The sequence below is a fragment of the Rahnella victoriana genome, from assembly GCF_004330295.1.
GTDB classification, from domain to species: Bacteria; Pseudomonadota; Gammaproteobacteria; order Enterobacterales; family Enterobacteriaceae; genus Rahnella; species Rahnella victoriana.
In genome coordinates this window covers 27063-40991 of the sequence record NZ_SJOJ01000003.1, presented here as the reverse complement: position 1 = coordinate 40991, position 13929 = coordinate 27063, and the positions used below count along the sequence as shown (strand labels likewise).

Annotated in this window: 16 protein-coding genes; 4 read left to right on the top strand and 12 right to left on the bottom strand. The window is 58.2% G+C overall.

What is annotated here, in order from left to right; translation table 11 throughout:
- Nucleotides 1-2: 2 nt before the first annotated feature.
- The 9 genes from uraH to EYY67_RS03370 form a co-directional block, all read right to left on the bottom strand.
- Complete coding sequence (gene uraH / locus EYY67_RS03410; RefSeq protein WP_131692847.1) at nt 3-338, bottom strand: hydroxyisourate hydrolase; 336 nt, start codon at nt 336-338, stop codon at nt 3-5.
- Nucleotides 335-832, bottom strand: a complete 498-nt coding sequence (uraD, locus tag EYY67_RS03405; protein ID WP_131692846.1) for a 2-oxo-4-hydroxy-4-carboxy-5-ureidoimidazoline decarboxylase — start codon at nt 830-832, stop codon at nt 335-337. Before uraD ends, uraH begins: the two co-directional genes overlap by 4 nt.
- A complete protein-coding gene (gene hpxK, locus EYY67_RS03400) occupies nt 829-2103 on the bottom strand; it encodes an allantoate amidohydrolase (RefSeq protein ID WP_131692845.1) in 1275 nt (424 codons plus the stop codon). The genes uraD and hpxK overlap by 4 nt, the downstream gene beginning before the upstream one ends.
- Nucleotides 2103-3341, bottom strand: coding sequence for a pyridoxal-phosphate-dependent aminotransferase family protein (locus EYY67_RS03395; RefSeq protein WP_131692844.1), 1239 nt, complete (start codon nt 3339-3341; stop codon nt 2103-2105). The genes hpxK and EYY67_RS03395 overlap by 1 nt, the downstream gene beginning before the upstream one ends.
- Before the next feature lie 18 nt (nt 3342-3359).
- Nucleotides 3360-4112, bottom strand: a complete 753-nt coding sequence (locus tag EYY67_RS03390) for an amino acid ABC transporter ATP-binding protein (RefSeq protein WP_131692843.1) — start codon at nt 4110-4112, stop codon at nt 3360-3362.
- Nucleotides 4112-4762, bottom strand: a complete 651-nt coding sequence (locus EYY67_RS03385) for an amino acid ABC transporter permease (RefSeq protein ID WP_095923153.1) — start codon at nt 4760-4762, stop codon at nt 4112-4114. The genes EYY67_RS03390 and EYY67_RS03385 overlap by 1 nt, the downstream gene beginning before the upstream one ends.
- A 2-nt stretch (nt 4763-4764) precedes the next feature.
- A complete protein-coding gene (locus EYY67_RS03380) occupies nt 4765-5430 on the bottom strand; it encodes an amino acid ABC transporter permease (protein ID WP_095923154.1) in 666 nt (221 codons plus the stop codon).
- 24 nt (nt 5431-5454) lie between these two features.
- Nucleotides 5455-6240, bottom strand: coding sequence for a transporter substrate-binding domain-containing protein (locus EYY67_RS03375; protein ID WP_195817552.1), 786 nt, complete (start codon nt 6238-6240; stop codon nt 5455-5457).
- 264 nt (nt 6241-6504) lie between these two features.
- Nucleotides 6505-7344 (bottom strand): MurR/RpiR family transcriptional regulator, encoded by an 840-nt coding sequence (locus EYY67_RS03370; protein ID WP_131692842.1) that lies wholly within the window; start codon nt 7342-7344, stop codon nt 6505-6507.
- 200 nt (nt 7345-7544) lie between these two features.
- Between EYY67_RS03370 and EYY67_RS03365 the strand changes: the two genes are divergently transcribed.
- Genes EYY67_RS03365 through hpxZ form a run of 4 tightly spaced genes read left to right on the top strand, consistent with a single transcriptional unit; the run spans nt 7545 to nt 11199 of the window.
- On the top strand, nt 7545-9131 hold the full coding sequence (locus EYY67_RS03365; RefSeq protein ID WP_131692841.1) for a gamma-glutamyltransferase family protein: 1587 nt from the start codon (nt 7545-7547) through the stop codon (nt 9129-9131).
- A 36-nt stretch (nt 9132-9167) separates the two neighbouring features.
- Nucleotides 9168-9362 carry an oxalurate catabolism protein HpxX gene (gene hpxX / locus EYY67_RS03360; RefSeq protein ID WP_131692840.1) on the top strand — a complete coding sequence of 65 codons (195 nt, stop codon included), beginning with the start codon at nt 9168-9170 and terminating at the stop codon, nt 9360-9362.
- Entirely contained in the window at nt 9359-10762 is a 1404-nt protein-coding gene (locus tag EYY67_RS03355) for an AtzE family amidohydrolase (protein WP_131692839.1), read from the top strand. The genes hpxX and EYY67_RS03355 overlap by 4 nt, the downstream gene beginning before the upstream one ends.
- A gap of 53 nt (nt 10763-10815) precedes the next feature.
- Nucleotides 10816-11199, top strand: coding sequence for an oxalurate catabolism protein HpxZ (gene hpxZ, locus EYY67_RS03350; RefSeq protein ID WP_095923160.1), 384 nt, complete (start codon nt 10816-10818; stop codon nt 11197-11199).
- A gap of 226 nt (nt 11200-11425) precedes the next feature.
- Here the strand turns inward: hpxZ and puuE are convergent, their stop codons facing one another.
- From puuE to EYY67_RS03335, 3 genes are read right to left on the bottom strand one after another with little or no spacing between them, the layout of a single operon-like run.
- Complete coding sequence (puuE, locus tag EYY67_RS03345; RefSeq protein WP_131692838.1) at nt 11426-12364, bottom strand: allantoinase PuuE; 939 nt, start codon at nt 12362-12364, stop codon at nt 11426-11428.
- Nucleotides 12357-13115, bottom strand: coding sequence for an aspartate/glutamate racemase family protein (locus tag EYY67_RS03340; RefSeq protein ID WP_131692837.1), 759 nt, complete (start codon nt 13113-13115; stop codon nt 12357-12359). Before EYY67_RS03340 ends, puuE begins: the two co-directional genes overlap by 8 nt.
- Nucleotides 13115-13849, bottom strand: a complete 735-nt coding sequence (locus EYY67_RS03335) for a GntR family transcriptional regulator (protein WP_131692836.1) — start codon at nt 13847-13849, stop codon at nt 13115-13117. Before EYY67_RS03335 ends, EYY67_RS03340 begins: the two co-directional genes overlap by 1 nt.
- Between the last annotated feature and the right edge of the window lie 80 nt (nt 13850-13929).

The following is a 13929-nucleotide window of genomic DNA, read 5'->3' as shown; positions in this document are numbered from 1 at the left end:
AGCTAACTGCCGCGATACGTTGAATAAGAATACGGACTGATCAGCAGCGGCAGATGGTAATGATCCTGACTGCCATCGATCACCACATCAATGATCGCCGAGTGATACAGCGTTTCGCGGCCGGTCGCCGTGAAATACGCGCCGATATCCGCACACAACCGGTAATGCCCGGAAGCCACCGGCTCCGGCGTTAATTTCGCAGCGCGGCCATCGGCGTCGGTTTGGGTTTCGCTGACGAGCGTGATGTTTTGCCCTTCAAGGTGTTCCAGCCAGACGTGCACATTGGCCGCAGGCTGCCCTAAAGACGTATCCAGAATATGGGTAGTGATGCGTGTCATAACGGGAATATCTCCTTTAAACGCAGCAGGGTAATTTCTTTCAGCTGTTGTGCCGTTTCCTGATCTTCCGCATCCGGTTTATTTTTCAGCCGCCGTTGCAGGTTATCCAGAATTTCCTCTGAACTGCGGCCTTTCGCACGGATCAGAAACACCCGGCCAAAACGCTGTTCATAACGCAGATTACCGTCATGCAGCGCATCAATCACTGCCTGCTGGCTGATATTCAGCGTTGCCTGTTCGCCACGGGAAAGCTGCGCTTCCTTGCTGGCACCGCTGGCTCGCTCGCCAATGCGCGGATGTGCTGACAGCGCCTGCGTAATCTCTTCCGGCTGCCAGTTTTCGCAGGCCGCTTCAGCACGACGCAGCACGTCTTCCACAGAAGCATAAGGCCGTCCGTCACTGACGATTTTCGCCCACGAAGGAATATTCACCAGCGGGCGCAACAGGGCAACGGCTTCAAATTCGGACAGCGCATTGAATTCTTCAAAGGTCATAAATGCCCCTCAGCAAAACTCAGCACAGTATTGATATACGCCTGCACCGCGTAAGCCACGTCGCCGGTGGTGACAGATTCATCGGGATGATGGCTGATGCCGTCTTTACAGCGCACAAACAACATGCCGACCGGCCAGCATTCTGCGATGGCAATCGCGTCGTGCCCTGCTCCGCTTGGCAGCGACATCGCCTGTCCCTGCAACTGTAAAACGCTCTGGCTGAGGCGGTGTTGCAGACCGGCGTGACATTCCGTCGCGCTGATCCCGTAAAACTGCTCAGCGGCGAAGGTCAGCCCGCGACGGGCGGCGATATTGCGGCCTTTTGCCAGCAGCGTTTCCAGCAGCGCAGCGAGATCATCATCACGCGGTCCGCGTACATCCAGCGACAGTTTGACCTGCCCCGGAATAACATTCACCGCGCCCGGCAGACATTCCAGCGTGCCGACCGTTGCCACCAGATTGCGGCCGGTGGCGGTGGTGATGCTTTCAATCGCCAGCGTCCATTCGGCGGCGGCGGTCAGCGCATCCTGACGCTGCCCCATCGGCACGGTTCCGGCATGTCCGGCGTGACCGGTGAATTCGCAATTGAGACGACGTGCGCCATTAATCGCCGTGACCACACCGAGCGGCACATCGGCCGTTTGCAGGCACGGTCCCTGCTCGATGTGCAATTCGAGGTACGCGCAGAAATCGCTGACCGCGCGCTGTGACGCGCCGATCTTCAGCGGATCCAGCCCGACATTCTGCATCGCCTGTGCGACAGAAATCCCCTGCGCGTCCTGACGTTCCAGCCAGCCGGCTGGCCAGGTGCCGGTCAGCCCGCGGCTGCCCAGCAGCGTGATGCCAAAACGTGTGCCTTCCTCATCACAGAAGCCGACGATTTCCACCGCCATCGGCAAACGGATGGCGTTCTGATGCAGATGCGCCACCACTTCCAGCGCGGTCAGCACGCCCAGCGGGCCGTCGTAACGCCCCGCATTACGCACGCTGTCGAGATGCGAACCGAGCAGGATGGCGGGAGCCGAAGGATCCAGCCCTTCATAGCGCCCGCAGATATTGCCGACGCTGTCCTGCCAGACGCGCATACCGGCCGCTGCCATCCAGTCGCCCACCACCTGATTGGCCTGCAAATGTTCGGCTGAGAGATACACGCGGGTCAGTTGCCCCGGTGTTTCACTGATGGCGGCCAGCGCATCGCAGCGCGCCATCACCCGTTCAGCGGCAAGCTTTGCGCTTTCGGAAACCGCAGCCAGCGTAAAGGCTTCTGCCATTACTGACCTCCTGCGTAGTGATCCCAGGCGGCCTGCGCGCCAGCGCCGTATTTCGACGCGAAGCCCAGACGGTTGAGCACCGCTTCCAGCGCCACCAGCGTTTGCAACACGCAGTCTTTACGTGCGTTGTAACCCATGGTGCCGATACGCCAGATTTTCCCGGCCAGCGGGCCAAATGAGGTGCCGATTTCGATGCTGAAATCATTAAGCATCATCTGGCGCACCTGTTCGCCGTGAACGCCCTGCGGAATGACCACGCCGAGCACGTTGTTCATCCGGTTGTTCAGGTCGCCGAACACTTCCAGCCCCATGCCCTGAATACCGGCCAGCAGCGCGCCGCCGTGTAATTTGTGGCGGGCGATGCCGGTATCCAGCCCTTCTTCAAGAATGATGCGCGCGCACTCACGCGCCGCAAACAGCATGCTGGTGGCTTCGGTGTGATGGTTCAGACGCTCCGGCCCCCAGTAATCCATGATCATGCCCAGATCGAAATAGTTGGAGTAGATCATCTCGTCGTCGCCGTCGGCGTGATCAGCGGTACGGATGCCTTCTTCCACGCATTTACGGCGGCGGATTTGCTCTTCAAAGCGCGGGCTGATGGTCACCGGCGAGCTGCCGGACGGGCCGCCGAGGCATTTCTGCAAACCGGCAGACACCGCGTCTAAGCCCCAGGCATCGGTTTCCAGCGGGTTACCGCCAAAGGACGCGGTCGCATCGGAATAGAACAGCACGCCGTGACGGCGGCAGATTTCACCCAGTTGCTCCAGCGGTTGCAACATGGTGGTGGACGTATCGCCCTGCACGGTCAGCAGCCAGCGTGGTTTTACCGATTTAATCGCATCTTCGATTTGCTGGGGATCAAACACTTCGCCCCACGGCGCTTCGATGGTGTGCACTTCGGCGCGGCAGCGGCGGGCAATTTCACACAGCAGATGGCCGAAACGGCCAAACACCGGCACCAGCACTTTGTCGCCGGGACGGATGCCGGAAAGCAGCACGGCTTCGATACCGGCGCGCGAGGTGCCGTCGATCAGCAACGTCCACTGGTTTTCGGTTTTATACAGCGCACGGTACAGCGCCATCACTTCGTTCATGTAGCCGGTCATTACCGGGTCGTATTGCCCAACCAGCTGACTCGCCATCGCCCGCAGCACGCGCGGGTCAGCATTGATTGGCCCCGGCCCCATCAGCAGACGGGTTGGCGGGTTGATTTGTCCGGGAGAGATGAAATCTGACATAGTTAATCCTTTACAATGTTAGCTTGCAGCAGCCTCATTCAGGCCGCGTACGGAGGCGATAAACTGTCTTAACTCGGGGGTTTGCGGATTGGCAAACAGCGCCCGGCTTTCGCCCTGTTCCCACACGGTGCCCTGATGCATAAACACCACGCGGTCGCCCACTTCGCGGGCAAAATTCATTTCGTGCGTCACCAGCACCAGCGTCATGCCTTCTTTCGCCAGTTGTTCGAGCACTTTCAATACTTCGCCGACTAATTCCGGGTCCAGTGCCGAGGTGATTTCATCACACAGCAGCACTTTCGGGGTCATCGCCAGCGCACGGGCAATCGCCACACGTTGTTGCTGGCCGCCGGAAAGATTCGACGGGTAATAATCCATGCGATCCGCCAGCCCGACTTTCGCCAGCATCTGCGCGGCCAGTTCACGGCATTCGGCGGCGGACTTTTTCAGCACGCGGCGCGGTGCCAGCATGACGTTTTCCAGCGCGGTCATGTGCGGAAAAAGATTGAAACTCTGGAACACCATGCCGACAGAACGGCTGATGTCACGCGCCTGAGAATCGCGGTCAGTGATGGTCATGCCACCCAGTTTGATGCTGCCTTCCTGATAGCCTTCCAGCCCGTTCATGCAGCGCAACAGCGTGCTTTTGCCTGAACCGCTGCGGCCGATGATCGAAATCACTTCGCCGCTGTCGATATCCAGATCCACGCCTTTCAGCACGTGGTTCTGGCCGTAAAATTTCTGAACCTGATTGATGGTGATCAGCGGCATTACTGTTTCTCTCCACGCAATGATTTTTCTAAATGCTGGCTGTATCGCGACAGCGGATAGCACATCAGGAAGTAGCCCAGCGCCACTAATCCAAACACTTTGAACGGCTGATACGTCACATTATTGAGCATCGTTCCGGCTTTGGTCAGTTCGACAAAACCGATAATCGAGGCCAGCGCGGTACCTTTCACCACCTGTACGGAAAATCCGACCGTCGGCGCAATGGCAATCCGCAGCGCCTGCGGGGTGATCACCCGCCATAAGGTCTGACCGAAATTCAGGCCGAGACAGCGTGACGCTTCCCACTGACCTTTCGGCAGCGCGGCAATGCTGCCGCTCCAGATATCCACCAGATACGCGCTGGTATACAGCGTCAGCGCCAGCGCGGCGGCGGTCCACGGGCTTACGTTGATGCCAAACAGGCCAAGCCCGAAGAAGGCCAGGAACAGCTGCATCAGCAGCGGCGTGCCCTGAAACAGTTCGGAATACAGACGCACAAACCGTGTCGGCCAGCGGCGTTTGGTCAGCCGCAATAACAGCAGCGGCAAGGTCACCAGCGTGCCGCCGATAAACGCGGTCAGCGACAGCAGCAAGGTCCAGCGCGCCGCCAGCAGGAGATTGCGCACAATGTCCCAGTCGGTGAAGGTCATCATCAGTTTTCACTCCCAAAGACACGGCGTCCGGCCAGCAGCAACAGCTGACGCATCGCCACCGACAGCAACAGATAGAACAAGGTGGTGACCAGATACACTTCAAAACTGAGGAAAGTACGCGACTGAATTAAGTTCGCAGCAAACGTCAGTTCCTCAAAAGACACCTGCGACACCACGGAAGATCCGAGCATCACGATAATGCACTGGCTGACCAGCGACGGATAAATGCGTTTCAGCGACGGCGGCAATACGACGCGCAGAAACGTCTGGCTGCGGGTTAATCCCAGCACGCGCCCGGCTTCCCACTGGCCTTTCGGCGTCACCTGAATACCGGCGCGGATAATTTCCGTGCTGTACGCGCCGAGGTTAATCAGCATCGCCAGCAGCGCCGCCTCACCGGCGGTCATTTTCAGACCGATGGCCGGCAGGCCAAACACAATGAAAAACAACTGCACCACAAACGGCGTATTACGGATGGCTTCGACATACACGCCCCAGACCGCACGCAGGGTTTTATGGTTGCCGCAGCGGATGGCTGCGCCGCAAATCCCTATTGCGACACCGCCAACCGTTGCCAGTACCGTCAGCTCAATGGTGGTCCATAAACCGGCCAGCAGTTCCGGCATATAAGGCCACAGCGCGCTAAAGTTAAGCTGATAGGTCATGAAAGATCTCCGTGAAAACGTTAATTACGCGCCGATGGAAGCCGGCAGCGGAGCCTTCATCCATTTTTCGGACAGCGTATTCAGCGTTTTATCTTTGATACCTTCGGCGATCAGGGCATTCACTTTATCTTTCAGCGCCGGTTCGTCTTTACGCAGGCCGACGTAGCACGGCGAGTCTTTCAGCATCACTTTCGACACCGGCGCTTTAGCCGGATTCATGCGGGCAATGGCCGCCACCACCAGGTTACCGGTGGCGATGTATTCCACCTGACCGGACAGGTACGCTGACAACGTGGTGTTGTTGTCTTCATAACGCTGAATTTTGGCGTCTTTCGGCGCCACATCGGTCAGCGCCAGATCTTCCACCGCGCCACGGGTCACGCCGATGGTTTTGCCGGACAGTGCTTTCAGATCGGCCAGTTTGTCACCCTGCGCGCCAAACACGCCGAGGAAGAACGGCGCATAGGCGTTACTGAAATCGATCACTTTTTCGCGCTCGGCGTTTTTGCCGAGGCTGGAAATCACCAGATCGACTTTATCTGTTTGCAGGTAAGGCACGCGGTTGGCGCTGGTCACCGGCACCAGTTGCAACTTAAGTTTCATCTTGTCGGCCAGATACTGCGCCATGTCGATGTCATAACCTTCCGGCTGCAAATCCTTGCTCACCGAACCAAACGGCGGGAAGTCCTGCGGCACCGCCACGCGCAGCACGCCGCGCTTCTGAATATCCTGCAACTGATCGGCCATCGCGCCGGATGCCTGAAGCACCAGCATTGCCGCGCCTGCCCATGCCAACAGCCGTTTGTTCATGTTCATAGATTATCTCCGGTGAAAGGTTTTTGGAACGATAGATTCTTATATTTAAAACTTTGCAACGAATGTGCCAAAAGCCACGCAGCAGGAAAAATGTGCGCAAAGTCACGGTGAGACAAGGAATTATAAAAAGTGGCGGAACCGGCAGGCGGGTTTTTTTGCCCTGAACCAGGGCAAAAGCAGGAAGGAAAGGCATGTTGTAACGCACTATCATTGTGCAGGAGCACCAGAAAAGCGCCCCGTTTGCCCCTCAGACGGGGATCAGCGTTGCTCCAGTTCGTCGAGATCGGCGTAAAGATCGCTGATCTGATGAATACGCTGACGGCCCTGAGCGAGCATATCGTGCAGCAATGCATTACTGAGTAAATTCGCCAGACTCATGGCAGAAGAATAACTGTCGAACGCCGAGACACTGTCGAGCGGCGCGGACAGATGCCAGGTCGCCAGCGGGATAAGCGTCTGTGCCTGTGGCTCGCACACCAGTAGGACCGGCACACACAGCGTGTGTAACTTCGTCAGAATGGCCTTCGCCATGCGCGGCCTGCGGCGGAAGGCGACAAAAATCACCACATCCTGCGCAGTGAGATCCACCAGTTCTTCCGCCAGCGTTTGCCCCGGTTGCGGCATCATCATCACGCCTGCGCGCACCTGAATCAGCTGCTGACGAAGGTGCAGCGCCACCGGATAACTGTTACGAAAACCCAGCAACCGCACCTGTCGCGCCTGACTCAGCGCGGTGATCAGCGCGCCAAACTGTACGCCATCAATCTGGTTAATCCACTGCGTGAGGTTCGCCATTTCCTGCTTGTAGTGCCGGGATAACAAGGTGTTGCCCTGTACCGCATCGCGGCTGTCGGTCAGCGGCATCCCGCTCTGGCGCAGGGTGCGCATCTCATCACGCATATCGCGATAGCTCGGATAACCGAGGCGTTTAAACAGGCGGCTGACCGTGGCTTTCGATACGCCGCTGAGCCGCGCCAGTTCGGCGCTGTTGTAACTCATCAGGTCGTCGATGCTGGCAAAAATAAAGTCTGCCACCCGCTGTTCCTGCGGCGTCAGTTCTGCGTAATGGTCACGCAGACGTTCATCTATCTGTTTCATCTCCGTCCCTTTTGTAACCAATGTTTCAGCCATTCAGCGGAACATACCATGCACTATGCTTGCCAATGCAAGCAAAATTATGTGCGAAAGCGGGCGGCTTTTGCCGATGTGGAACACCTCTTGCTTAACTTTATCCCTACTCGCCCTCAACCCTGCAAGCCCGGGCAGCATAAAAAAAGCGTCTCAAAAAAGGACATCGCATGATTAACAGTAACAGCGCACCGCTGGGCATGGCGGTCACACCTCATCATCTGGCGAGCCAGAGTGCGCTTGCGGTATTGCGCGAAGGCGGCAACGCCATCGAAGCCATGGTGGCGGCAGCCGCAACAATTGCCGTGGTGTATCCGCACATGAACGGGCTGGGCGGCGACGGATTCTGGCTGATTGTGCCGCCGCAGGGCAATCCGGTGGCTATCGATGCCAGCGGCGCGGCGGGCGCCCTCGCCTCTCTCGATTTCTACGCCGGTGAAACGCACATTCCCCATCGTGGCCCGAAATCCGCGCTGACGGTTGCGGGCACTGTCGGCGGCTGGCAGGAAGCACTGAATGTGTCGGCTGAGTTGGGTGGCGAACAGAAACCCCTCTCCCGCCTGCTGCGCGATGCCATCCGCTATGCGGCTGACGGTATTCCGGTCACCGCCTCGCAGGAAGCCGCCACCCGCGCCAAAAAACATGAGCTGAAGGATTTCCGCGCCTTTGCCGACATCTTTTTGCCTAACGGCGATGTGCCGCGCGCCGGTAACCGTTTCACCCAACCGCAGCTGGCACAAACCCTGTCGATGCTGTGTGAGGACGGACTGAACAGTTTCTATCGCGGCGAACTGGCCGACAACATGGCCGCCGACATGGAGAAACTCGGCATGCCGGTGACCCGCGCCGATCTCGCCGCTTATAAACCGCAGCGCCGTGTGCCGCTGCGCCTTAAACACAGTAAAGGCGAAATCTACAACCTGACCCCGCCGACGCAGGGACTGGTTTCGCTGGCCATTCTCGGGCTGACCGATCGCCTGCCGCTGGAAACCATGGATGAAAGCGCCACCATTCACAGCGTGGTGGAGGCCACCAAACTGGCGTTCGGCCTGCGCGACCGCTTTATCACCGACCCGCGCATGATGACGCAGGACGCGCAGGATCTGCTGGATCCGCAGTATCTCGACGCTCTCGCCACCCGCATCAAACCGCACAGCGCCGCAGACTGGGGCAAAGGTAAAGGGCCGGGCGATACCGTCTGGATGGGCGTGATGGACAGCAGCGGGCTGGCGGTGTCCTTTATCCAGAGCATTTATCACGAGTTCGGCAGTGGTGTCGTGCTGCCGGGCAGCGGTGTGTTGTGGCAAAACCGTGGCGCGTCTTTCAGCCTCGACGCCGGACATTTGCTGGCACTCGCGCCGGGCAAACAACCGTTCCACACCCTCAATCCCGCCGCCGCACGCTTATACGACGGGCGCACCATGGTGTACGGCTCGATGGGCGGTGACGGTCAGCCGCAAACCCAGGCCGCGGTGTTTATCCGCCATGTGGTGCAGGGCAAGTCTTTGCAGCAGGCGATCAGCGGTCCGCGCTGGTTGCTGGGCCGTACCTGGGGCGAAAGTTCGGACTCACTGAAACTGGAGGGCCGTTTCGCCTATCCGACGCTGGCGGGACTGAGACAGCGCGGTCACGACGTCGAACTGTTGCCGGATTTCAGCGAAGCCGTCGGCCACGCCGGCGCCATTGTCCGCCACACCAATGGCATGTTTGAAGGCGCCTCCGACCCGCGCAGCAACGGCAGCGCCGCCGGATTTTGATCAGAGTTCGCTCATGAGAATTGATAAGGAAGCAGCATGAAAAATACCCCCGCAGCGACCGACTGGGCCGCGTATATCCGCCAGATGGAATCCGTTCTGGCGCTGGAACTCGACGACGTCCGTCGTCAGGAATTACTGGTACAGTTCAGCCGCATCGCGCAAATGGCGCAGCCGCTGATGGATTTACCGCTCGACCCGCGTCTGGAAATTGCCGGGGTGTACCGCGCATGACATCCTTTGATCGCTTTACTATCAGTCAGTTACATCAGGCCATTGTTCAGGGTGACATTTCAGCAACAGAGATTGCAACGTCGACGCTTGATGCGGTTGAACAGGCCAATCCGGTGATCAACGCCTGGACGCATATCACCCGCGAACGCATGCTGAGCGAAGCCGCAAAAGTCGATAAAACCCGTGCCAGCGGCGCGATTTTACCGCCGCTGGCAGGCATTCCGTATGCGGTAAAAAACCTGCTGGACGTGGCCGGTGAAGTAACGCTGGCAGGCGCGAGTCTCAACAGCAGCAACGCCGCGGCACGCCATGATGCCTGGACGGTTTCCCGCCTCGCGGCACAGGGCGCGATGCTTTCCGGCATGCTGAATATGGATGCTTACGCCTACGGTTTCACCACGGAAAACAGCCATTATGGTGCCACCCGTAACCCGCGGGATCTGGCGCGCGTGGCCGGAGGCTCTTCCGGTGGTTCTGCCGCCGCCGTCGCCGCCGGTCTGGTGCATTTCACGCTCGGCAGCGATACCAACGGATCGATCCGCGTCCCTTCTTCATTAAGCGGCATACTGGGGCTGAAACCCACCTTCGGACGCATTTCACGTCGCGGCAGTCAGCCGTTCGTCGCCAGCCTCGATCATATCGGCCCGATGGCGCGGTGCAGCGAGGATCTGGCGCAGGTGTATGACGCCATGCAGGGCACAGATCCGCAGGATCACTTCCAGGCAGATAAACCGGTTACCGAAACATTTTCTCAGCTCGGGCGCGGCCAGCAGGGTTTGCGCACCGCAGTACTTGGCGGTTATTTTTCCACCTGGTGCGACGACCATGCCAAAGCGGCGGTGCGCCAGATAGCGCAGGCGCTGGACGCACAGGAAGAAACCGAGATGCCACAGGCTGAACTGGCACGCTCCGCCGCGTTTATCATCAGCGCCTCTGAAGGCGGTAATCAGTATTTGCCAAAATTGCGCACTGTTCCGGACCAGTTTGAGCCGTTATCGCGCGAACGTTTACTTGCCGGGGCGATGATCCCGGCGGCGTGGTATGTACAGGCGCAGCGTTTTCGTCAGCATTTTCAGCAGCAAATCTTGCCCTTGTTCGATCATTGGGACATTCTGATCGCGCCAGCCACGCCGTGTCCGGCCACGTTAATCGGTCAGGACACTATACGTATCAACGGGCAGGATCTGCCGACGCGTGCCAATATGGGCATGCTGACTCAGCCGATCTCGTTCCTCGGTCTGCCGGTGGTCACGGTGCCCGTCACCACGTCCGGCGGCCTGCCGATAGGATTACAACTGATTGCGCCACCATGGCGCGAAGACCTGTGCCTGCGTGCCGCCCGTGCGCTTGAGCAACAAGGCATTGTGAACGTCAGCAGTTCTCCGGTGATGCCTGCGTAACGTCCCGCATCCCCGTTTTCCAGGGTGAAGTGAAAAGAGTAAAGAGAGTCATCATGAAAACTGAACATATCGACCGCCCGGCGATCCTTGCCGAAATGAACGCGGCGTTTTATCGCTATGAACAGGCGCTGATCAGTAACGACACCGCCGTACTTGACGAACTGTTCTGGCATGACCCGCGTACTGTGCGTTATGGCGCGGGGGAAAATCTTTACGGCATTGATGCCATCCGCGCATTCCGATCTGCGCGATCGTCACAGGGGTTAGACCGGGATCTGGTCAACACCACCATCACCACCTTCGGCGATGACATGGCCGTCGCCAGCACGGAATTCCGCCGGGAAGGCACCGACAAAATTGGGCGTCAGCAGCAGACGTGGGTGAAGATGGCGAGTGGCTGGAAGATTGTGGCGGCCCATGTGAGTCTGATGGTTTGACCGAACCATTGGGCGGTTCAGCTTTGGAAATTTTCTCCTCCCCCTGCGAAGGGGGAGGTTGGGAGGGGGTTTTAAGGGCTAACACCGGATCAGAGAAAACTCTGAGATCTTAATTTCTGTTTAATACCCCACCCCAACCCTCCCCTTCGCAGGGGAGGGAGTTTAATAGCTGTCGCTATGGCCAGTTTGGGCGGCGAGCCCAAGGTTTTGAATTTGAATTTCGGGATTAAACACCGAAATGTTTAACCCAATGGTCGGCAATGTCCTGCCGCTTACACACCCACACCTTCTCATGTGACCCGATGTAATCGAGAAACCGCTGTAAAGCGCGAAATCTCCCCGGACGGCCGAGGATCCGGCAATGCATGCCGACCGACATCATTTTCGGCGAAGTTTCCCCTTCAGCGTACAACACATCAAAAGTGTCTTTCAGATAGGTATAAAACTGCTCGCCGGTGTTGAAACCCTGCGGGGAGGCAAACCGCATGTCGTTGGTTTCCAGCGTGTAAGGGATCACCAGATGCTGTTTCGTTTCGCCACTTTCCAGTTTCACCGGCATCCAGAATGGCAGGTCATCGCCGTAATAATCGCTGTCATACTGGAATCCGCCAGACTCCGCGACCAGCTGACGGGTGTTCGGGCTGTCGCGGCCGGTGTACCAGCCCGATGGCGCTTTACCGAACAGATCGCGCAGTACGGTGACCGCTTTTTGCATGTGCTCCGCCTCTTCGGCTTTGCTCATGTTCTGATAATGGATCCAGCGCCAGCCGTGGCTGACGATATCGTAATCTGCCGCTTTGATGGCACTGACGATTTCCGGATTGCGTGCCAGTGCCATCGCCACACCGAAAACAGTCAGCGGCAGACCGCGTTTCTGAAACTCGTTGTGGATGCGCCAGAACCCGGCACGGGATCCGTATTCGTACAGTGAATCCATCGACATATGGCGGTCGGGGAAACTGGCTGCACCAATGATGTCAGACAGGAATTGCTCAGAACCGGCATCACCGTGCAGAACGTTATTCTCTGCGCCCTCTTCGTAATTCAGCACAAACTGCACGGCGATGCGGGCGTTGCCCGGCCAGTTGGCGTGCGGCGGACGTCCGGCGTAACCGATTAAGTCACGCGGATAAGTTTCGCTAAAACCGTATTCCATATCAGACATAGTGTTCTCTCAGATTCAGCCCGGCAAAACGGCCAGACAAAGGTTTTTCCAGCGGATAATCCAGATCGCCATGTTTACTGGTCGTCAGGCGCAGCGCCGCCAGCGACTCAACCATTTTCACCGCCGCGCTGACCCCGTCGATCACCGGGATATTCAGCTCGAGCGTCAGTGCCTGCGCCAGATCGGCCATTCCGCCGCAACCCAGGACAATCGCCCCGCTGCCGTCGGATTTTTTGACCGCGATACATTGCTCACGCACTTTTTCCTGCGCCAGTCCGCTGCCGTCTTCCAGCGACAGCACCGGCAAATCGATGGCATGTAAGGCGGCGCAATGGCGTTCAAAGCCGTACTGATGCAGCAAATGGCGGGCGATGGTCAGCGTGCGCGGTAAGGTGGTGACAATCGAGAAACGCGTCGCCAGCAAGGTGGCAAGATGCATCGCCGCTTCGGCAATGCCGATCACCGGCGCACGTGCCAGCTCGCGGGCAGCGAGTAATCCCGGATCGCCGAAACAGGCAATAATGTGCCCGTCCACGCCCGCGTCACGCCCGGCTTTTATCTGCTGCAATACGCCGAGCGTCGCAATCGCTTCATCGAAATGTCCTTCAATGGACGGTGCCCCCTCTTCAGGGCAAACCGCCACAATGTGTGTCTCCGGCGACGCCACCGAGCGGGCGCTGTGCGCCATGACCTCAGTCATCGCCAGACTGGTGTTCGGGTTGATCAGTTGTATACAGAGCGGGTTGGCCATCAGTCAGCGTCCTTACCGGTGACCGGCTTCTGCGTGCCAAAAATCTGCGCAAAATCCGGCGTGTGTCCGTTGTTCTGCTCAAAACGCAGGCTGGCGACGATGCTGTCGAAGTGATGCGCCATGCTCTCCGTCAGCCCGGCGACATCGCGCTTTTTCAGCAAATCGATAAGGTCGTCATGGTCATGACAACGGCAGCCCTGTTGCCACGGCGCGCCCCAGGCGGCAATCGCCAGCGAGGAACGCAGGGTCAGTTGCGAGACGGATTCGGTCAGCACTTTATTGCCGGAAATGGCCTGTAGCTGAACGTGGAAGGCGGCGGAAAGGCGGATCGCCGCAGCGCCGTTGCGTTCATCGTGAGCGCGCTTTTCTTCCTGCACCAGTTTTTTCATCGCCACCAGATGCGGCGACTGGCAATGCGCGATCACCTGCGGCAGGTTGGCGCACTCCAGAATTTTACGGGTGGCGAACACATCGCGGGATTCCTGAGCATCCGGCGTGGTGACATGCGCACCACGTTTGGGCAATAACGTGACCAGTTGCACTGCGGCAAGGCGTTGCAGGACGCGGCGGATCCCCGTGCGGCTGACTGAAAACGCCTCAGCCAGCGCTTCTTCCGGCAATTTGCTGCCAGGCAAAAGCTGGTGTTCCACGATAGATCTCACCAGCGCGTTATAAATATGGTCGTCCTTATCCTCGGTAAAATAGGCTGTATTTAGCCCGTTCCAACTGGTCATTGCCGTTACTCCGTATACCGTTCGAGAATTTAATCGTATACATGAAAGTGATTTTTTGTATACAAAAAATGAAATTTGGC

Coding starts and splice junctions, on each gene's coding strand:
- EYY67_RS03370 (WP_131692842.1), bottom strand. CDS start 7,344: ATGAAACAGATAGATGAACGTCTGCGTGACCATTACGCAGAACTGACG.
- uraH (WP_131692847.1), bottom strand. CDS start 338: ATGACACGCATCACTACCCATATTCTGGATACGTCTTTAGGGCAGCCT.
- EYY67_RS03390 (WP_131692843.1), bottom strand. CDS start 4,112: ATGCCGCTGATCACCATCAATCAGGTTCAGAAATTTTACGGCCAGAAC.
- hpxX (WP_131692840.1), top strand. CDS start 9,168: ATGAAAAATACCCCCGCAGCGACCGACTGGGCCGCGTATATCCGCCAG.
- EYY67_RS03365 (WP_131692841.1), top strand. CDS start 7,545: ATGATTAACAGTAACAGCGCACCGCTGGGCATGGCGGTCACACCTCAT.
- uraD (WP_131692846.1), bottom strand. CDS start 832: ATGACCTTTGAAGAATTCAATGCGCTGTCCGAATTTGAAGCCGTTGCC.
- puuE (WP_131692838.1), bottom strand. CDS start 12,364: ATGTCTGATATGGAATACGGTTTTAGCGAAACTTATCCGCGTGACTTA.
- EYY67_RS03385 (WP_095923153.1), bottom strand. CDS start 4,762: ATGACCTTCACCGACTGGGACATTGTGCGCAATCTCCTGCTGGCGGCG.
- EYY67_RS03355 (WP_131692839.1), top strand. CDS start 9,359: ATGACATCCTTTGATCGCTTTACTATCAGTCAGTTACATCAGGCCATT.
- hpxZ (WP_095923160.1), top strand. CDS start 10,816: ATGAAAACTGAACATATCGACCGCCCGGCGATCCTTGCCGAAATGAAC.
- EYY67_RS03375 (WP_195817552.1), bottom strand. CDS start 6,240: ATGAACAAACGGCTGTTGGCATGGGCAGGCGCGGCAATGCTGGTGCTT.
- EYY67_RS03335 (WP_131692836.1), bottom strand. CDS start 13,849: ATGACCAGTTGGAACGGGCTAAATACAGCCTATTTTACCGAGGATAAG.
- hpxK (WP_131692845.1), bottom strand. CDS start 2,103: ATGGCAGAAGCCTTTACGCTGGCTGCGGTTTCCGAAAGCGCAAAGCTT.
- EYY67_RS03395 (WP_131692844.1), bottom strand. CDS start 3,341: ATGTCAGATTTCATCTCTCCCGGACAAATCAACCCGCCAACCCGTCTG.
- EYY67_RS03340 (WP_131692837.1), bottom strand. CDS start 13,115: ATGGCCAACCCGCTCTGTATACAACTGATCAACCCGAACACCAGTCTG.
- EYY67_RS03380 (WP_095923154.1), bottom strand. CDS start 5,430: ATGACCTATCAGCTTAACTTTAGCGCGCTGTGGCCTTATATGCCGGAA.